Annotated in this window: 14 protein-coding genes and 1 pseudogene; 4 read left to right on the plus strand and 11 right to left on the minus strand. The window is 64.8% G+C overall.

Annotation, left to right across the window (positions count from 1 at the left end; all coding sequences use genetic code 11):
- The first annotated feature begins 99 nt into the window (after positions 1-99).
- The 3 genes from SG26_RS06605 (at position 100) to SG26_RS06615 (ending at position 5,455) form a co-directional block, all read left to right on the plus strand.
- Complete coding sequence (locus tag SG26_RS06605) at positions 100-1,293, plus strand: PLP-dependent aspartate aminotransferase family protein (protein ID WP_050037154.1); 1,194 nt, start codon at positions 100-102, stop codon at positions 1,291-1,293.
- A gap of 70 nt (positions 1,294-1,363) precedes the next feature.
- The gene (locus SG26_RS06610; RefSeq protein WP_050037155.1) at positions 1,364-2,158 is read left to right on the plus strand and encodes a DUF5781 family protein; all 795 of its coding nucleotides are present in this window, start codon (positions 1,364-1,366) and stop codon (positions 2,156-2,158) included.
- 153 nt (positions 2,159-2,311) lie between these two features.
- Complete coding sequence (locus SG26_RS06615) at positions 2,312-5,455, plus strand: PAS domain S-box protein (protein ID WP_050037156.1); 3,144 nt, start codon at positions 2,312-2,314, stop codon at positions 5,453-5,455.
- 54 nt (positions 5,456-5,509) lie between these two features.
- Here SG26_RS06615 and SG26_RS06620 read toward each other — a convergent pair whose 3' ends face one another.
- The 6 genes and pseudogenes from SG26_RS06620 to SG26_RS06645 all read right to left on the minus strand — a co-directional run bounded on the left by SG26_RS06620 (position 5,510) and on the right by SG26_RS06645 (position 10,040).
- A complete protein-coding gene (locus tag SG26_RS06620) occupies positions 5,510-6,220 on the minus strand; it encodes an energy-coupling factor transporter transmembrane protein EcfT (RefSeq protein ID WP_050037157.1) in 711 nt (236 codons plus the stop codon).
- On the minus strand, positions 6,214-6,918 hold the full coding sequence (locus SG26_RS06625; protein WP_050037158.1) for an energy-coupling factor ABC transporter ATP-binding protein: 705 nt from the start codon (positions 6,916-6,918) through the stop codon (positions 6,214-6,216). Before SG26_RS06625 ends, SG26_RS06620 begins: the two co-directional genes overlap by 7 nt.
- Positions 6,915-7,493, minus strand: a complete 579-nt coding sequence (locus SG26_RS06630) for a biotin transporter BioY (protein WP_050037159.1) — start codon at positions 7,491-7,493, stop codon at positions 6,915-6,917. The genes SG26_RS06625 and SG26_RS06630 overlap by 4 nt, the downstream gene beginning before the upstream one ends.
- Before the next feature lie 67 nt (positions 7,494-7,560).
- Positions 7,561-8,939 (minus strand): annotated as a pseudogene (locus SG26_RS06635) (PQQ-dependent sugar dehydrogenase).
- A gap of 49 nt (positions 8,940-8,988) precedes the next feature.
- Positions 8,989-9,609: a 30S ribosomal protein S7 gene (locus tag SG26_RS06640; protein ID WP_008307521.1), complete on the minus strand. Its 621-nt coding sequence runs from the start codon at positions 9,607-9,609 to the stop codon at positions 8,989-8,991.
- A 2-nt stretch (positions 9,610-9,611) separates the two neighbouring features.
- The gene (locus SG26_RS06645; protein ID WP_004515440.1) at positions 9,612-10,040 is read right to left on the minus strand and encodes a 30S ribosomal protein S12; all 429 of its coding nucleotides are present in this window, start codon (positions 10,038-10,040) and stop codon (positions 9,612-9,614) included.
- Positions 10,041-10,498: 458 nt separating this feature from the next.
- Here SG26_RS06645 and SG26_RS06650 point away from each other — a divergent pair, with 458 nt between their 5' ends.
- Positions 10,499-12,886, plus strand: coding sequence for a methyl-accepting chemotaxis protein (locus SG26_RS06650; RefSeq protein WP_050037160.1), 2,388 nt, complete (start codon positions 10,499-10,501; stop codon positions 12,884-12,886).
- Positions 12,887-12,912: 26 nt separating this feature from the next.
- Here SG26_RS06650 and SG26_RS06655 read toward each other — a convergent pair whose 3' ends face one another.
- The 5 genes from SG26_RS06655 to rpoB all read right to left on the minus strand — a co-directional run bounded on the left by SG26_RS06655 (position 12,913) and on the right by rpoB (position 19,703).
- On the minus strand, positions 12,913-13,257 hold the full coding sequence (locus tag SG26_RS06655; RefSeq protein WP_008307511.1) for a hypothetical protein: 345 nt from the start codon (positions 13,255-13,257) through the stop codon (positions 12,913-12,915).
- A gap of 98 nt (positions 13,258-13,355) precedes the next feature.
- Positions 13,356-13,781: a NusA-like transcription termination signal-binding factor gene (locus SG26_RS06660; protein WP_004515442.1), complete on the minus strand. Its 426-nt coding sequence runs from the start codon at positions 13,779-13,781 to the stop codon at positions 13,356-13,358.
- On the minus strand, positions 13,781-14,968 hold the full coding sequence (rpoA2, locus tag SG26_RS06665) for a DNA-directed RNA polymerase subunit A'' (RefSeq protein WP_014041492.1): 1,188 nt from the start codon (positions 14,966-14,968) through the stop codon (positions 13,781-13,783). Before rpoA2 ends, SG26_RS06660 begins: the two co-directional genes overlap by 1 nt.
- 2 nt (positions 14,969-14,970) lie before the next feature.
- Positions 14,971-17,880, minus strand: coding sequence for a DNA-directed RNA polymerase subunit A' (locus tag SG26_RS06670; RefSeq protein WP_014041493.1), 2,910 nt, complete (start codon positions 17,878-17,880; stop codon positions 14,971-14,973).
- A complete protein-coding gene (rpoB, locus tag SG26_RS06675; protein ID WP_050037161.1) occupies positions 17,877-19,703 on the minus strand; it encodes a DNA-directed RNA polymerase subunit B in 1,827 nt (608 codons plus the stop codon). The genes SG26_RS06670 and rpoB overlap by 4 nt, the downstream gene beginning before the upstream one ends.

The raw sequence follows: 19,703 nt of genomic DNA on the forward strand, positions 1-19,703 counted from the left end.
ACAGTATAGTCACGGGAGTATACCCAGCGATTATAATTATTTGCAGTCGGATGAGTAATGATTGCAAAGGTATTAGCGCCAGCCAGCAGACGGAAGCGTATGACTCGGCGTCCACACCTCGACACGATTGCAGTCGATACCGAGACGGCGTCAGCAGCAGGGGATGTCACGCTCCCGATACACCTCTCGTCGACCTACGAACTGGCCGGGCTCGACACGGACCTCTCTCTGGAGGACGTCGACCCCGGTGAAGGCGAGTTCCTCTACTCGCGGCTGTCGAACCCGACACGACACGGCCTCGAACAGGAGTTAGCCGCGCTAGAGGACGGAGAGCGAGCCTATGCCTTCAGTTCGGGGACAGCGGCCGTTGCAACAGCGGTGCTCTCACTGGTCGAACCGGGCGACCACGTCGTTGCGTTCGACGACCTGTACGCGGGCACGCGACGGATGTTCGAAACGCTGTTCCGGGACCAGCTTGGCGTCGACGTGGAGTTCGTCGACGCGACTGACGCCGACGCTGTCGCGGCCGCGATGACGCCGGCAACGGAGTTAGTCTGGGTCGAGACCCCGACAAATCCGTTGATAAAACTCTGTGACATCGACGCGATTGCGGCCGTCGCTGCCGACTACGGCGCGACGGTCGGGGTCGACAACACCTTCGCGAGTCCGTACTTCCAGCAGCCGCTGGCCCTCGGCGCGGACCTCGTGGTCCACAGCACGACGAAGTACCTCAACGGCCACAGCGATGCCGTCGGCGGCGCACTGATTACTAACGACCCCGAGGTGGCCGAGCGGGTGGAGTTCCGCCAGCAAATCGCGCTCGGGAACATGCTCGCCCCGTTCGACAGCTATCTCATCTCGCGGGGCATCAAGACGCTGGGTGTCCGGATGACTCGCCACGAGAACAACGCCATGGCCCTCGCGCAGTACCTCGACGACCACGAGCGCGTCGAAACGGTCCACTACCCAGGGTTAGAGAGCCACCCACAGCACGACCTGGCTCGCGAGCAGATGCAGGGCTTTGGCGGCGTGCTCTCGTTCGAACTGGCCGGAGACATGGCCGACGCCAAGCGCTTCCTCGAAGCGTTAGAGACGGTGACGCTGGCAGTCAGCCTCGGCGGCGTCGAGAGCCTGGCGGAGCTCCCGGCGGCGATGACACACGAACCCCTCTCACCGGCTGCGCGGGACGAACTCGGCATCTCTGACACGCTTATCCGCCTTTCGGTGGGTATCGAAGCCGTCGAGGACCTCCGGGCCGACCTGGAGCGCGGTTTCGCGGCGATTGAGTCCTGAGCACCCGCTCTGTGCGAACGCTGCCCCCACCCGTGGATTAATAGCTCTGCGACCCATGAGAAGGTGACACATGGACGTGCACGTGCAGGGTGGGCCGGCCGAACCGTTTCTCGGGGCGCGGGACCTCTTCTCGACGGAACACGACCTGAACCGACCAGTGACTGTCCGGATCCGGGAGGACCCCGACGAGCGCACCCGCGTCAGCCACAGCGACGATGCCCACCGGCTGACAATCTCCCGCCAGGCCGCGACGAGCGCGATGGCCCGCGAACTGGCGTTACACGAATACGCGCACATGCACCATCACGAACGGGAGCATCCGTCACACACCCAGTCGACGCGGGAGGCCATCTACCTCGCGCTGGCGGGGCGCTCGGTGGAACAGCGAAAGCTCACGCACTGTTACCAGATCGCCAACCACATGAAAGACGTCTACGCCGACGACATCTGGATGCCGGTGGTGCCCGGCGACAAACTGGTGCCGTTTCTGGAAGCCAGCCTCGCGGCCGCCGTCGCGGACCGCCCCGGCGACCCACCGACCTGGGACCGCTCGACGTCACCGACCCGAGTGCGCCACCCCAGCGAACCGGCCGCACGGCTGACGCCGGCTGCAGACCCGGATATCACGGCCGTCAATGCGGCGTTCGCCCTTGCGCTGTGTGAGCGCCACGACCTGGTCGAACCGGACCACCGGCTGTACGACCTCGCCCACGCCGCGGCCCAGGACGCCGAATCGATCGACCTCACGGAGTTCAAGCGCCACTTCGCCTCGCTGTCGCCCGAGCCGAACGAGTCCGAGTTCCGGAAGGCGCTCGTCGACGTGACTCGCGCGTACGCCGGCGGCGGCGGCCGAGCGGCAGACTGAAACCGAATGTCCCGGGAAGACCGGCTCACTGACGGCCGGGTGTTGTCACACGCAGGCGATAGCCTCGTCGCCACCGACTGCCGGCTTCGCTTGCGCGCGAACACAAATTAACTGGCAGAACTGTTTTTGCGTGGACTTGTGAACTAGTTGACTATGACCGAGGCGCTTCGCGGCCGGCATCTCGACGGGGAAACCGATGTCGTCGGCGAACGGATTCAGGTGTTACACATCGACGACGACCCTGATTTCGTGGCTGTCGCAGCGGATTCCCTGGAGGCTGCGGACGACCGGATCTCCGTCGAAACCGCGACCAGCGCACGAGACGGGCTCGACCAGCTCGCCGAAAACGGATTCGACGCCGTCGTCTCCGACTACGATATGCCGAAGATGAACGGCATCGATCTGCTCGATGCGATTCGGGAGACGAACCCGGACCTACCGTTCATTCTGTTCACCGGCAAGGGCAGCGAAGAGGTGGCCAGCGAAGCTATCTCGATGGGCGTCACCGACTATCTACAGAAGTCGTTCGGAGTCGAGGTGTACGAGCTACTGGCCAACCGCATCGAAAACGCGGTCTCCGAGTACCGCGCGAAGCGACAGGCCGCCGAGTCAGAGCGCCGTGTCCGGGAGCTCACTGAGGCAACCAACGATATCCTCTGGGAGTTCACAGCCGACCTGAGCGAAGTCCTCGTGATCAACTCCGCCTACGAGGATATCTGGGGGCGGTCAGTGGCCAAGCTCCGTGACAACCCCTACGATTTCCTGGACGGTATCCATCCCGAGGACCGCGAGCTGATGAAAGACGCGATGCGGCGTCTCATGCACGGCGAGTCGGCCGACGTCGAATGCCGTGTCAACGCAACGGAGGAGTATCAGCGCTGGGTCTGGATACAGGGCGAGCCGATCACGAACGACGACGGCGAGGTCGTTCGCGTGGCCGGGTTCGCCCGTGACATCACCGAGCGGCGGAACCGCGAGCGCGAACTCGAAGCCACCAAGAACCAGCTCACAGAGCACAACCAGACGCTCCGGAAGCTCTACGAGATCAGCGCCGACCCCGACGCCTCGTTTGAAGAGAAGATACAGGCGGTTTTGGACCTTGGTCGGGAGCGCCTTGGGACCGCTGGCGCGTTCCTGTCCGCGAACGATACTGACCGCGACGAGTTCACCGTCCGCTATGCGAGCGGGAGCGACGAACGGCTCAAGCCAGGAACCGTCACACCGCTGTCGGAGGCGTACTGCCGGAAGATGATCGACACAGGGAGCGTCATGGCAATCGCCGAAGCGTCCGATGAGGGGTGGGCCTCGGACCCGGCATACGACCGCTGGGAATACGAGACGTACATCAGCGCCGAGGTCCGTGTCCGTGACGCACATTCAGGGAGCCTCTGTTTCGTCGACCGGGAGGCCCGCAAGACCCCCTTCACCGAGGACGAGAAGACGTTCGTCCATCTCGCGACGCAGTGGGTGAGCTACGAACTCGAACGCCAGCAGCGCGAACAACGCCTCGAACGGTACAAGGAGTACACCGACGACATGCTGGACGCCATCGACGACGTGTTCTACGTCCTCGACAGCGACGGCCGCTTCCGGCGCTGGAACGAGAGTCTGCTGAACGTAACCGGCTACTCGGCCGCCGAAGTCGCCGGGACCTACGGAGCCGAGTTCTTCCCGGCGGAGTATCGGGACCTCGTTGGGGCCGCTATCGAATCAGTGTTCGAGGGCGACACGACCCGGGTGGAAGTGCCGTTTATTACGAAATCGGGGGATCAGATCCCCCACGAGTTCACGGCGACCCGCGTCGAAGACCCCGACGGGAACCCGATGCTGGCCGGCATCGGCCGGGACATCACCGAACGGAAGGCACGCGAGCAGGAGCTTACGCGAACGAAGGAACTCCTCGACCAGGCCCAGCGGATCGCGAGCGTCGGTGGCTGGGAGATAGACGTGACGAGCGAGCCGCCGGAGATGACGGTGACAAGCGAGTTCTACCGGATACACGGCCTGACTCCGGACGACGAACTGACCGTCGACTCTATCGTCGACCTGTACCACCCCGACGACAGGGAGACCGTCATGACGGAGTTCGAGCGGGCGATAGAAACAGCAGAGGGATACGACATGGAGGTGCGTATCGGCGACGACGACCACGACCGATGGGTCCGCGCACTGTGTGAACCAGTCACCGAGAACGGCGATGTTGTCAAACTCCGGGGCTCTGTCCAGGATATCACGGACCGAAAGCTCCGGGAGCGCGAACTGGAAGGGACTCGCGAGCGGATGGAAATCGCGCTAGAGACCACTAATACGGTCGTCTGGGACCGCGAGTTCGAGTCCGGCGGCCTGTCGTACTACCCCGGGTCCGAGACGCTGTACGGCACCGACATCGAGTCGCTGGACGAGTTTTTACCGCTGGTCCATCCCGAGGACCAGTCGGAAGTCGCGGCCCGAATCGAATCAGCGACCGAGACCGGCACGTACGAAGCCGAGTTCCGAATCGTCCGTGACGGCGAGGTCCGCTGGATGGAGGCAAAGGGCCGCGTCGAATCCGACAGCGACGGGACGCCAGTCCGGGCAATCGGTATCGACCGTGACATCACCGAGCGCAAGCGCCGCGAGCAGGAACTGGAGGACACGAACGAACGTCTCGAAGAGTTCACGAGCATCGTCAGCCACGACCTCAGGAACCCACTATCCGTCGCCGAGGGACGCATCGAACTGGCCCAACAGGAGTACGACAGCGAACACCTCGACAGCGCCAGCGACGCGCTCGCGCGGATGCGGACGCTCATCGACGACCTGCTCGCGGCCGCTCGCGACGAGCAGTCAGCGGTTGACGCCGGCGTAGTGGCGCTCACGGACACGGCCGAACAGTGCTGGCACAACGTCGAAACCAACGACGCCGAACTCACTGTCGAGACAGACGCCGTCGTTCGTGCTGACAGGAGCCGATTGGAACAACTGCTCGAGAACCTGTTCAGTAACAGTGTGGAGCATGGCTCCACAAGCAGTCGGCCGGGGGCCGGCGACAGCGTGGAACACGGCAGCGACGACGTGACGGTTACCGTTGGAGAACTTGACGACGGCTTCTACGTCGAAGACGACGGCGATGGCATCGACGAATCGGAGCGGTCACGCGTGTTCGAGACCGGCTACTCGACGTCAGACGCCGGGACGGGGTTCGGGCTCTGGATCGTCGCGGAGATCGCCGACGCCCACGGCTGGACGGTAACTATCGACGAGGGGAGCGAGGGCGGCGCACGGTTCGAGATTACCGGTGTCGATATCGTGGAGTGACAGAATAGCGAAACCACCATCCACCGTTGTACTCGGGCGCACACAGGCGACCGGCTAAACCGGAACGAGCGGCGACACCGACAGCGCGATGCCGACGGCGAGCACCGGGTAGTCACGACGCTCGAAGGCAAGCGGCGGCAGCGTCGGGTTCCACGCGAAACAGCGGGCCCGCAGGGCGACGGAGAGCCGGTCCGAGCGGTCGAGGGTCCGTTCCAGCGACCGAACGGCAAGCAGCCGAACGCGGTCCCGTAGCGGGCGGGCCTCACCGCCGCGAGCGTGGATCGCATCGCGCACCTCCCGAACGTCCGCGAGTACCAGCGGGAACAGTCGGACGACGAGCGCCATCCCGATACCGAGGATCTGGCCGGGCTTGCCGGGGATCAGGCGCTGGACCGCCGCCCGGGTATCCCGGACTGGCGTCGAGGTGAGGTAGGCGGCGCTGACGAGCAACACCGGGAGGATGCGCCCGACGTGCAGGGCCGAACGGAGCGCCGGGTCGACCCGAAACCACGGCGGGCCGAGCGCCACGCCGGCGACGACCGGTGCCAGCGCCAGCACGGCGAGGACGACCCGGTAGGAGCGGAGGACGGCCAGCGGCGAGAGCCGTGCCGCCGCGAGCGTCCCCAGCGCGAACGCGGTCGTCCCGACGAGCCACGGGAGCGTGGGGTGTGCGACCGCGGCGATGGCGAGCCCGAACTGGACCAGGAGCTTCGACCGCGGGTCCAGCCGATGCGCGAACGTCGAGCCGGGCCGGTAGCTCAACATCGTGGGTCGCGGATACCGAGGTCCGTGAGGGTATCGAGCGCTTCGGATGGCGACGCATCGAGCACGACCTGCCCATCCTGCAGCGCGACGAGGCGGTCGGCCCGCTCGTGGAGGTCCCGGAGGTCGTGCGTGACGACGATGATGCCCGTTCCATCGGCGGCCAGCGCGTCAAGGTGGTCGAGCACCGACTCCCTGGCCGGCCAGTCGAGGCCGACGAGCGGTTCGTCGAGCACGAGGTAGTCCGGTTCCATGGCGAGCGCCCCGGCGATGGCGACGCGGGCCTGCTCACCGCCCGAGAGAGCGTCGATGCGGCTATCCGCTGCATCGCCGAGGTCGACGGCGTCAAGCGCCGTTTCGACCCGGCGGTCGATCTCGTCCCTGTCGAGGCCGAGGTTCTCCGGGCCGAAGGCCACGTCAGCCGCCACGGTCGCGGCGACGAACTGGTCGCGGGGGTGCTGGAACACCATCCCGATGCGTGTCCGGGCGACGACCGGGTCGTCCGTCACGTCGGTCCCGTCGACGGTGATCGTTCCGGCGTCGGGCGTCAGCAGGGCGTTGAAATGCCGGACGAGCGTCGTCTTGCCGCTCCCGTTCGGTCCGACGAGCAGGCAGTACTGACCGTCGGGTATTGACAGCGTGAGCCCGTCGAGGACGTCGACGTCGCCGTACCGATAGCGCAGGTCGCTGACCGCTATCATCGACCGTCGAGATATCCGCCCTGCACAACGGCGACTGCGATACCGAGCTTCAGGAGGTCAAGTGGTATGTACGGAGCCATCAGAGCGGTGGCACGAGTGAGCGGAAGGCCGGCAACGAACGACATCCACGGGATGCCGATAGCGTACACGACGGCGATCGCCGCGGTGAGCGCGACGACCTGCACCGGGACAGAGAGATCAGCGACCGGTTTGGGCGCTATGCTTCGGTGTGCGATAGCGCCGGCGACGACCGCGCCGACGAGGAACCCGACGAGGAAACCGCCGGACTGGCCGGCGATGACATACCCGATACCCGCGTTCGCGTTCGAGAACACCGGCGCACCGGCGATACCGACCAGCAGGTACAACAGGAGCGCGACGCCGCCCCACAGCGGTCCCAGTAGCAGTCCGGCGAAGAACATCCCGAACGGCTGCAATGAGAATACCACCGGCAGTCCCGGAAGCGGGATAGATATCTGTGCGAGCGCCGCGGTCAGCGCCGCGAGCAGCACCGCCTTCGTGAACAAGCCCACAGTCTCGTCGTCGACGAGGTCGACAGATTGCTCTGTTGCCATGGGTCTCCCTCTCTCGTCAACCGAAATATAGCCAGTGGTTCACAGAGCGGGTGCCCGCCCGCGCTGGTCACTCGGCCGGCGTGATGCGGGCGAGCACGTCGTCGCGCTCCCGCGGGAAGCCGTCGCCGGCCCGTCCGTCGCGGTTCGACGTAACGAGGTAGAGGCCGCCGTCCGGCCCCTGCTCGACGTGTCGAATCCGGCCGACTTCGTCGGCCAGCAGGGAGTGGGTCGTCGCGGTGTAGGCGTCGTCGGTCCAGTCAGCGTCGTACACCTCGGCGTCGTCACCCGGTGGCAGGTCCCCACCGGCCGGCGTCAGCGTCGTTGTGAGGAGTTTCTGGCCCTTCAGGCCGCCAGTGAGCAGTCTGTTCCGCAGCGACGGCACGGCGTCGCCGGTGTAGAACAGCGACCCGGAGGGAGCCCAGCCGCCGGCGTTGCCCGTGTTTGCGAGCGGGCGGCGGACCTCGGGGCCGGCGTCGGCGTACTCCTCGTGCTTGCGGGTGTCTGGCCAGCCGTAGTACCCACCAGCCACGAGGCGGTTGAGTTCGTCCCGCCCGGTCGGGCCGTGTTCGGAAGCAACGACAGTGCCGTCCGGAAGCCACGCGATCCCCTGTGGATTCCGGTGGCCGTAGGTGAACACCCGCGGGTCACCACCGAGGTCCGGGTTCCCCGGAGCGGGGTCGCCCGCGGGCGTCACGCGAAGGACCTTCCCGCCGAGCGAGTCGGTGTCGGCGGCCAGTTCGCCGGACCCGGCGTCCCCGGTCGTAATCCAGAGGTAGTCCTCGGGCCGAACGTGAGCCGACCGCCGTTGTGTATCTTGCTTCCGGGAATGGCGTCGACGAGGACGGACTCCGTGGCGGCCGGGTCCTCGGCCGAGACATCCATGGCGACGACCCGGTTGACCCGCTCGTCGTCGGTTGTCGTCGTGTAGTAGACGTACACTACCGGCGGCTCGGGGTAAGTCGGGTGCGCGGCGACGCCGAGCGTGCCGCCCTCACCGCCCGTTACCCACCAGCCATCGTCGCTCGATTCCGCGTCGATGACTGCCGCCGGTTCGGTGACTGTTCGGACGCTGCCGTCCACAAACGAGAGGACGCGGCCGACCCGCTCGGTGAGAAACAGCGTTCCGTCCGCGGCAAACGAGAGGTCCCACGGGATCTCCAGATCCTCGATGAGTGGTTCGGTGGCGAGCGGTGTGTCTGTTGGCGACGCGGTCGGAGCCGCCCAGTCGGTGTCGGGTGACTGGCTGCGCTCGTGGCTAATGGATACGTCGTAGCGGTCCAGCGCCCGAGCCGGGTCTGCCGTCGTTGTGGTTGTCGGTGTCGGGTCCGAGCTACCGTCCTGTGACCCGGACTCACCGCGACAGCCGGCCAGCGCGGTCGCCCCGGCGGCGGCGAGTGCGGCGAGATACTGGCGACGAGACCCGCCGTCCTGGCACGGTTTTCGCATAGATTTCACTGCAGAGCAAAGAAGAATAAAGATGTCGGAGACAGCCGGGTTAGCGAGCGGCGGCCGCGACGCGTTCTTTCTCTTCTTTCTGGTTGACCGCGTAGGCCTGGACGTCGTCGTTAGCAGCGCCGATGAGCTGCTGTGCGAGCGCCTCGGCGGCGCTCGTGGTGGTCTTGAACGAGCCACCGTACACGCCCTCTGCGATGAACTTCAGGGCCTGGTCGACGCGGCGCTGTGGCGCGACGTCGACGGCCTTCGGGACCGAGATACCACCGTATTTCAGGCGGACGGTCTCCTCTCGCGGGGCGCTGTTCTCGACAGCGCTGACGAGCACCTGAATCGGGTTCTCGTCGGTGCGCTCGTGAACGATTTCGAACGCCTCAGTGACGATGGAGGTCGCGAGCTGCTTCTTGCCCGTGTTCTCGTCGGTCTGCATCAGGCGGTTGATGAGCCGCTCGACGATGCTGATCTCGCTTTTCTTGAACTGCTTGTCCGCGTGTCGCCCCATCGTGTGGGCGATCGGCGTGACAGTGATGTAGCGCTCAGTCGAGGGGTCGGAGTACTCGATATCCGTGATCTCCCACTCGCCGAACAGCTTCGCACGGGCCGTCTCCGGCTCGCTTTCCGCAGCCTCGTCAGCGTCAGCCTCGGGTGTGTCTTCGGCACTCATGGTTATCGGACCGGTTTCTCCGCGTTCCCGCGAACGAGTTCGATGAGAGAGACGCCGTTGACCTTCTCGACCTTGTAGTTGACACCGGAGAGGTCGCCCATCGCGCGGCCCTTCGCCCCGCCGATACCCGCGATCGTGACCTCGTCGTGCTCGTCGATGAAAGAGATAGCGCCGTCACCGGGACAGAACGCGGTGACCTGCTTACCGTTCTTGATGAGCTGGACGCGGACACATTTCCGGATCGCGGAGTTAGGCTGCTTGGCCTCGATGCCGACTTTCTCCAGTACGATACCTCGTCCCTGGGGCGCACCCTCGAGCGGGTCGGACTTCTTGCCCAGGCCGCGTTCGCGACGCGCGTAGTCAGTGTCGGACCACCGGTGCTTCTGGCGGTCCTTCTTGAGCTTGCGCGCGGCGTACTTGCCGTTCGCCATAGTAGGCACTGGTACCTTTCGGAGGTACTTAAGACTCCTCTTTCGGACTCAGCCGGTAGCGCTTCCGTGTGTGGCGTTCTGTGCCATAGACGGGGAAATCAGGTGCAGAACTGGGTTAGATAACGCGAAGAGAGGCCACGACAGCGGGAAAGAAACGGGTAACAAGGTGTTTCGGTCGGCGTATGACGCGCAAAACAGTTCCCGGCGGTCCTTCGGGAACCCATATTCGATGATTTCAGGCTTCACAGAGCATTCTGACACTATTTCGGGAGACCCCACTAGCATCGGTCTGCGGAATTCGTCACAGCCGACAGTGTACGTATCAGGAGTCACAGACACCGGTCCCAGTCCGCCAGGCCGGGAGATAGCCCGGCCACATGGAATCAGGTGTGATAACTGGGCAGATGGTTTCTAGTACCGGCGCTTGAGTTATTCAGACAGACCTGCGGGTAGTATCTATGAAACTCGAACAACGTCTCCCAGACATCGTCCGGCGAACGTACCTCCGGAAGTTGACGCTCATCATTCTCTGTATTGCCCTGCTCGTTGCGGGTGTCAGCGTCACTGCGGAGCGGACGGTCGCAAACGAACTGACTGAACAGCGCGAGAACGAACTGCAGACGGGCACCATCCAGACGGCCACGACAACAGCGGACTGGGTCCGTAGCCAGCGAAACGCCGCACGAACTCTCTCAACGCTGTCCGACGTTCAGGAGGGGAGTCCAACGATGATCCGTGGTGCGTTACAGCGGCAAGCGTTCTACCAGCCGGAGTCCGTGTATGCCATCCACTACGTCAACGAGGAGACCCTGGAAATCGAGGAGTCGTCGCTGAGCGACCGACGCGACACGTCGCTCCGGACTGACGACTTCGAGTGGGAAGGTGGGGGCCTCTCGGTCACCGGGTCGAACTCGGTCGATATGTCGACAGTGTACACTTATGACGGGGGCAAGTACATCGCCTTCGCGAGCCCGGTCGCCCGGAGCGACAAGCTGGTCGTCGTGGTCCACAACGTGACCGCGCGGACGGCCCAGTTCCGCAACTCCATCGACGGCGGTGAAACGCGGATTATCCGACAGGACGGCACGGTCCAGTTCGCCGAGGACGCCTCGACTATCGGGACACAGTACAACGTCTCCGCCAACCTGACCGCACTCACAGCGGGAGAGAGCGACGTGGCCCGGAGCGGGCCGTACCTGATCGCCGCGGAGTCCGTCGATGACACGCCGTGGATCGTCGTCAAGCAGGCCCCGAAATCGACCGCCTTCGCGTTACGTGACAGTATTCAGGGGAGCTTCGTCGCCATCATCGGCGTTTCACTGGCCGGGTTCGCCCTCATCGGCGTCCTCGTCGGTCGCGGCATCATGCAGTCGCTCAGACGGCTCTCGACACAGGCGGAAGCCCTTGCGGTGGGGAACTTCGACACCGACATCGAACAGTCTGACCGCCTCGACGAGATCGGCGACGTCCAGAACGCCTTCTACGAGATGAAGACCTATCTCGACACCGTCGCCGCACAGGCCGACGCACTCTCCAGACAGGCGTTCGACGACCCGGTGCTCGACGAGGACATCCCCGGCCAGCTCGGAGCGTCGCTATCGAGCATGCACGGCAACCTCGAATCGTTCATCAGCGATCTCGAACAGGCCCAGCAAGAGGCCGAAGAGTCCAAAGAGGAGGCTGAGGAGTTGGCCGGAACGCTCGAACGGCAGGCCGAGGAGTTCTCGGCCGTGATGCGGAAAGCGGCCGACGGCGACCTCACCCAGCGACTCGACACCGACACGGACAACGACGCGATGGCCGACATCGCCGCCGCGTTCAACGATATGCTCGCCCAACTTGGCCAGACGGTCATGCGTATCCGGGAGTTTGCCGACGACGTTGACGGCTCCGCCGACCAGATCACCGCGAGCGCCACGGAGGTCCGTGACGCCAGCGAGGAGGTCAGCGAATCCGTACAGGAGATCGCCGACGGCGCGGAGACGCAGTACGAGAACATCGAGGAGACGGTCGACGAGATGTCCGGCCTCTCCGCGACGGTCGAAGAGGTCGCGGCACAGGCCGACGAAGTCGCGACCACGTCGAACGAGGCCGCAGAGATCGGTGAAACCGGCAGCGAGCGCGCATCGGAGGCTATCGAGGTCATGAACGACATCGAGACGCGAGCCGACGAGACTATCGACCGCGTCGAGTCACTCGACGAGGAGATGGAACAGATCGGCGACATCGTCGACCTCATCGACGACATCGCCGAGCAGACCAACATGCTCGCCCTGAACGCCTCCATCGAGGCCGCACGAGCCGGTGAGGCGGGTGAAGGGTTCGCCGTCGTCGCCGACGAGATCAAAGGCCTCGCACAGGAGACGACCGAAGCCACCGAGGAGGTCTCGACGGTTATCGAGGAAGTGCAGGACACCACCGGTGACGCCGTGACCGACATCAGGCAGATGGGCGACTCCGTCACGGACGGTATCGACACTGTCGACGACGCGATCAAATCCCTCGAACAGATCGTCGACCGCGTCGAAGAGGTCAACGACGGTATCCAGTCCATCAGCGACGCCACCGACGAGCAGGCCGCGACGACGGAGGAAGCAGTGGCGATGACCGACGAGGTCGGGACAATCAGCGAGGAAACCGCTTCCCGCGCCGAGAACGTCGCCGCCGCCGCGGAGGAACAGACCGCGACGATCAACGAAGTCACCGGCGGCATCGAGTCCCTCTCGGATCAGGCCGGCGACCTCAGCGAACTCCTGCAGACGTTCGATGTCGACAGCGGCACCACGCACAGCGATACCGACGTGTACGAACACGGCGCGGACGACCCGGCCACTGGCGACGACTGAGCGTCGCCTCCTGTTTCATCTGCCACTTACAGTTTCGGTTCGGCGCTCGACGTGACCAATTGGTAGAGGCCATAGCTACCGAAAAGAACCCCGGCACAAACGCCGAGCGCGGAGCCGATATCCTGTCGCTGGCTGAACCGGACGAGATAAAAGACCGCGGTTAGTCCGCCACCGACGAGCGGGTACGCCGGTGACGCGAGCAGTCCCTCGACGAGACTCGTGGCACCCACCAACACGAACAGCGCGAGCATAAACGCGCCTTCGAGTCCGGACGGGGGGTTCCCCAGAACGTGTGCGTGATACAGGTAAATGCCGACGATAGTCAGCGGAGCCAGCAGGTCGCCGCCGTCTGGACGCCGGAGTGCAGGCATAGCAGTCGGTTCACGACCAATCAAAAAAGCGGTTTCTGTCAGTCTCCACATCGACTGCCCGAGCAGGCGGGTCCGTGGACCCGCTCGAATCGCCTCGCTCAGGTCAGTTCGATGCCGTCGATTTCGAAGTGTCGCTTCGCCAGTTGCCGGGCGGCGTCGATGTTTCGGCCTTCGCGGCCGATAGCAGCCCCGCGGTCTTCCTGTGCAACTTCCACGTAAGCGACGGTGTCGTCGTTCTCCGAGACGGTGACGTTGTACACCGCGGCCGGCGCGAGCGCGTTGGCCACGAAGTCCTCGGCCGTCTCGGCGGCTTCGACGAGTTTGACCTCGCGGCCGAGGCGCTCCTCGACGCGCTCGACCGTCTGACCGCCCGGGCCGATAGCGTCGGCCATCTCCCCGCGCTTGACCAGATACACCACCTGGTCGTGGTCCTCGTCGACGACGCAATCCCGGACGGTGACGGCTGCCTCGTCCTCGAAGAGGGCGACCAGTCGACGCGCTTCGTCCGAGAGTTCGACCCGCATCAGTCCTGGGTCGTGCCCATCCGGAGGTTGACGTCGCCGGTGCCGAGCTTGATCGGCTTCCCGACGATGACGTTCTCCGTGACGCCGTCGAGTTCGTCGACCTCGCCGTGGATGGCGGCGTCGAGCAAGTGATTGACCGTCACCTCGAACGCTGCACGGGCAAGCACGGAGTCTTTCGACCCCGAGATGCCGTGGCGGCCGATGGACTCGATGGTCCCCTCGTTGGTCATGATGTCGGCCACGAGCATCAGGTGCCGGACGTTCACGTCGTCGAGCCCCTGCTCTTCGAGCGTGTTCATCGTCTCGTTGATGAGCGTCTCGCGGGCCGCTTCGACGCCGAGTTCCCGGTAGATCTCGTGGATGTTGTTACACGTCGTCCGGGAGGCGTCGACGCCCTCGATGTCGAGCACTTCGCCGAAGTCCGACCCCTCGGTGTAGAGGACGAACTCCTCGCCGTTGTCAGTCTCCTCCTTGCGGATGACGACGCGGGTGATCTCCTCGATCCCCTTGAAGACGATCTCCCGCAACTCCTCGACCAGTTGTAGGAGGTCGCGGTAGCTGGGTTCCTCCGGGCCGAACTCGATGACCGTGCCGGCCTGCCGGGTCGAGACGCCGAGATTCGATTCGATGGTCTCGGCGATCTCCTCGGCGATGGCGTCCGTGTCGTTGACCGTCGGCCACCGCTCCAGCAGCGTGTCCTCGTTGAGGTCGATCTCAACGAGCATATCCGCGACGTTCGTCGAGATGTCACCCAGCGCGAGGATGCGCGTCGCCTCGATCTTCCAGACGACCTCGTGTGCGCGTTCGCGGTCATCCGCGTACTCCTCGTCGAGGTGAACCGTCATCATCGGCGTGTCCGGCGTCTTCCGGGCGTCCACCAGCTCGATGAGCCGTGGCAGGCCCTGGGTCACGTCGATCTCGGCGACCCCCGCGTAGTGGAACGTGTTCATCGTCATCTGCGTTCCCGGTTCGCCGATGGACTGGGCCGAGACGGTCCCGACCGGGTCCAGCGGGTCGACACGCGTGTCGAGGTAGCGGGACTCGACGGCCTTGGCGATGCGGTCGGCGTCGTCGACGCCGACGCCCCGTTCATCGATGGTGCTGTACACTTCGTCTTTCAGCCGTCGCGGCAGCTCAGTGTCCTCGACGACGGCTTCGATGTCTGCTGATACGTCGTGTGCTGTCATTGTTAGTCGTCACCCTCGGCCATCCACCAGTCGTCCGCATGCTCCGAGAGGTTGGTCCGCTCGGTCCGCGTGCCGAGGAAGCTCTCTTTCTGTTTCTCGCTCTCGAACTCCTCGTCGAGGACGCTGTCGGCGATCTGCTCGACGTCGACGATGTCACCCTCCTGGTTCGAGGACACGTCGACCGGCGACGTGCCGTCCTCGCCGAACTCGAACTGGACGATGGTGTCCGAGGTGTCCCGGACGGTCCCGTCGTACTGCGTTTCGAGTTCTGACAGGGCGTTGATGAGCCGGCGCTGCAGGTACCCGGACTTCGATGTCCGGACAGCCGTATCGACCAGTCCCTCGCGGCCACCCATCGCGTGGAAGAAGAACTCCTTCGGGCCGAGCCCGGAGCGGTAGGACGCCTCCACGAAGCCGTGGGCGTCCGCCGAGAGGTCGTTCTCCTCAAAGTGGCTAAGCGTGCGGTTCTCGTAGCCGCGGTTGATCCGCTCGCCACGGACTGCCTGCTGGCCGACACAGCCGGCCATCTGGGTCAGGTTCAGCATCGACCCACGCGCGCCGGACTCGGCCATGATGACGGCCGGGTTGTCCTCGCCGAAGTGGTCCTCGGCGATGTCACCGGCGGAGTCACGCGCCTTGCCCAGCGTCTGCATGATCTTCATCTCCAGCGTCTCGTCGACGGTCCGACCGGGCAGCGATTCGAGTTCGCCGCGGTCGTAGGTCTCGATGAGTTCCTCGACGCGGTCGTAGGCGCTGTCGATGGCGTCGTTGATTTGCTCTTCGGCCTCCCGCGGGATGGACTCGTCGTCGATGCTGATGGAGAACCCGAAGTGCATGATCGACCGCATCGCCAGCGCCGAGACCTCGTTGACCAGAATCCGGGCGCGGGTCCGCGAGTAGTCCTTGGCGATGGTGTCGACGATTTCGCCGCCGAATGCGCCGACGGCGTCCTCGTCGATGGTGCCGCCGGTCATCTGGCCGTCCTCGACGACGACCGTGTCGCCGGCGGAGGACGTGAACTCCAGGTTCAGGTCGTCCGGCAGCAGTTCGGAGAACAGGGAGCGGCCGGTCCAGTACTCCTCGCCGTCCTCATCGACGCCGTCGGCTTCGGGCAGTTCGTCGATACGCGTCGCCCGGAGCAGGTCAAGCGCCTGCGTCTCGTTGAACTTCGGATTGGTGTGGGTCAGCAGGTAGGTCCCGCTGATGTGGTCCTGAATCGCGCCGATGATGTTCTCGCCGAAGCGCGGGGAGAGCATCTGTTCCTGCACGCGCATGAGGACGCGGGCTTCGGCCCGGGCCTCCTCGTTTTGCAGGGCGTGCATGTTCATCTCGTCCCCGTCGAAGTCAGCGTTGTACGGCGGACAGACCGTCGTGTTCAGCCGGAACGTCTTGTACGGCATCACGACGACCTCGTGGGCCATGATAGACATCCGGTGCAGCGACGGCTGGCGGTTGAAGATGATGATGTCGCCGTCGACCAGGTGGCGGGACACTTCCCACTCCGCTTCGACCTTCTCCGCGAGTTCCTCGCAGTTTTTCTCGGTCACCTTCAGCCGGCGGCCGTCCGGCCGCTTGACGTAGTTCGCGCCGGGGTGGGCTTCAGGCCCGTTGGAGACGTAGCGCCGCGCTTTCTCCAGGTTTCGCTCGGTGACGTTCATCGTCTGGGTCATCTCCTTGGCGACCCGGTCCGGCACGCCGACCTCGTTCAGCGAGAGCGTCGGGTCCGGCGAGATGACGGTACGAGCGGAGAAGTTGACACGCTTCCCGGACAGCGAGCCACGGAAGCGGCCCTCCTTGCCTTTCAGGCGCTGAGAGAGGGTCTTCAGCGGACGGCCGGAGCGGTGTCGCGCCGGCGGCGTGCCCGAAATCTCGTTGTCCATGAACGTGGTGACGTGGTACTGCAGCAGTTCCCAGAGGTCCTCGATAATCAGCTGTGGCGCACCCGCCTCGCGGTTCTCCATGAACCGCTGGTTGATGCGGATGATGTCCACAAGCTTGTGGGTGAGGTCGTCCTCGGAGCGCTGGCCGTTGTCCAGCGTAATCGAGGGGCGAGCGGTGACCGGCGGCACCGGCAGCACCGTCAGAATCATCCACTCCGGTCGGGAGCGGGCCGGTTTCATCCCCAGCACTTCGATGTCCTCGTCCGGGATGTCCTCGAACCAGTCCCGGATGTCGCTGGGCATCAGCTTGTTCATGTCCTCCTCGGTCAGGTCAACCGACAACGCCTTTTCCAGAGCGCGGCGGTCCTCCTGCCGGGGTCGGAACTCGCCGCTGAGAATCTCCTGCACACGGCTGCTGTCGATGCCGGTTTCTTCGGAGAGGTCGATCGGCGAGATCGGATCCTCGGACTCCTCCATCGCGGCGGCGATCCGCTCGGGGTAGTCTGAGGCCAGCACGTCCTGCACCTCGTAGTACGTGGTCGGCTTCTCGTGTTTGATGTCGTACTGCTTCTCGCCGCAGAACGGACAGCGGTCCTTCTTGCGGGCCTGCCGGATGGCGGCCTTGGTCACGTCGTTGAGGTCGCGACCGAGGTCCTGGGTCCGTGTCAGTCGGTCAGCGAACTCGTCGCGCTCGTGCTCGTCGAGACAGAGCCGGGAGCACTCCCGGCAGGTCCCGCGCAGGAGTCGGCGGATGAGCTTCGCGAACCCGACGTGGATGACGGGCGCAGCGAGTTCGATGTGGCCGAAGTGGCCGTTACAGGAGCCGCTGTGTTTCCCGCAGGTCTTGCACTCCAGTCCGGGGTCGATGACCCCAAGCCGCGGGTCCATCAGCCCCATGTCGATGGGGAAGCCGTCGTCGTCGTACGTGTCGGCCGTGATCACTTTCGTGGCCGACATCTCGCGGTACTCCTCTGGGTCCATCAGCCCGAAGCTGAGCTGACCGATTTCCTGGGGTGTCTGTTGTGAGCTCATACTGCGTCCTCCAGTTCGATCCGCGGGGCGATTCCGAGCGCCTTCATCTCGTCGAGCAGGAGCTTGAACGCGTAGGACATCTCGACCTCGTGGATGTCCGTCTCCTCCTCGCAGTTCGGACAGTAGATGCGCCGTTGCTCGACGTTCTCGACGGCGGTCATCCCGCACTGCCCGCAGACGTTGATCCACTCGCGGTCGGACTCGTCGAGCAGACGCTCCTTGAGCGCCATCGCCGCGCCGTGCCCGATGAGCACGTCCCGCTCCATCTCACCCACGCGCAGGCCACCTTCGCGGGCGCGTCCCTCGGTGGGCTGGCGGGTGAGCACCTGCACCGGCCCGCGCGAGCGGGCGTGCAGCTTGTTCGAGACCATGTGGTACAGCTTCTGGTAGAAAATGTCGCCGACGAAGATCTCCGCATCGATCTTCTCGCCGGTAACGCCGGAGTACATCGTCTCCTTGCCGCTAGAGTCGAAGCCGTGGTCTTCGAGCGAGCCACGGAGCTCCTCCTCGTCCTCGCCGGTGAAGGCGGTGCCGTCGACGCGGCGGCCTTCGAGTGCGCCGACCTTCCCGCCGATCATCTCGAGGATGTGGCCGACGGTCATCCGCGACGGCAGTGCGTGCGGATTGATGATGAGGTCCGGAACGACGCCCTCCTCGGTGAAGGGCATGTCCTCCTGGGGGGCGATGTGGCCGACGACGCCCTTCTGTCCGTGGCGTGACGCGAACTTGTCCCCGAGTTCGGGGATGCGCTCGTCACGCACAGAGACCTTCGAGAGCTTCGAGCCGTCCTCGCCTTCCATCAGCGTGACCGTATCCACGACGCCGGATTCGCCCGAGCGCATCGTCACGCTCGTCTCCCGGCGCTTCTGGGGCGAGAGGCCGCCCATGTCGTCCGGCTCTTCGAGGAACCGGGGCGGGCTCGTCTTGCCGAGCAGGACGGCGTTCTCGCCGACCTTCGTCTCGGGGTTGACGAGGCCATCGTCGTCGAGGTGCGTGTACGCTTCCTCGCCGCGTGCGCCACGAACCTCGTCGTCAGGAATCTCGAAGCGGTCCTCCTGACCACCGGGGTAGCGCCGTTCCTCACCCTCGTACGTGCGGAAGAAGTGCGAGCGGGCGAGCGCGCGGTCGACCGACCCCTGGTTCATCACGAGTGCGTCCTCGATGTTGAAGCCTTCATAACTCATGACGGCGACGACGAAGTTCTGCGCCGCGGGGCGGTCGTCGTAGCCAATCTGCTCGGTGGTCTGGGTCTTGACCATCGAGAGCTGCGGGTAGTGCAGCAAGTGCTGGCGCGTGTCCGGGCGAATGCGGTAGTTCGCCGACGGCAGGCCCAGCGACTGTTTAATCATCCCCGACCCCATCGTAATCCGGGGCGAGGCGTTGTGTTCGGGGTAGGGAATCATCCCGGCACCGATACCGAACATCAGCTGCGGGTCGACTTCCAGGTGCGTGTGCTTCTCCGTGAGTTCGTCCTCGTCGACGCCGACGAGGATGTCCTCTTCCTCCTCAGCGTCGATGAACTCGACGAGGCCACGCTCGACGAGTTCCTCGAATTCGAGCTCGCCGCTTTTGACCTGCTCGACCTCCTCGTCGGTCATCAGCGGCTCGCCGTCCTCGACGACCAGCAGCGGGCGGCGAGCACGGCCGGCGTCGGCGTTGATGATGACTTCGCCGGTCCGGTTCTTCACCGAGACGTTGACCATCTGGGAGACGTCCCCCCGTCGTCGCGCCTGTCGTACCTGTTCTGCGAGCTGTTCCGGGTCGGGGTGTGTCCCGACCAGACTACCGTTTACGTATACTTTGGCTTCGCGTCCCTGACTCAT

The organism is Haloarcula sp. CBA1115 (genome assembly GCF_000827835.1).
Taxonomy (GTDB): domain Archaea; phylum Halobacteriota; class Halobacteria; order Halobacteriales; family Haloarculaceae; genus Haloarcula; species Haloarcula hispanica.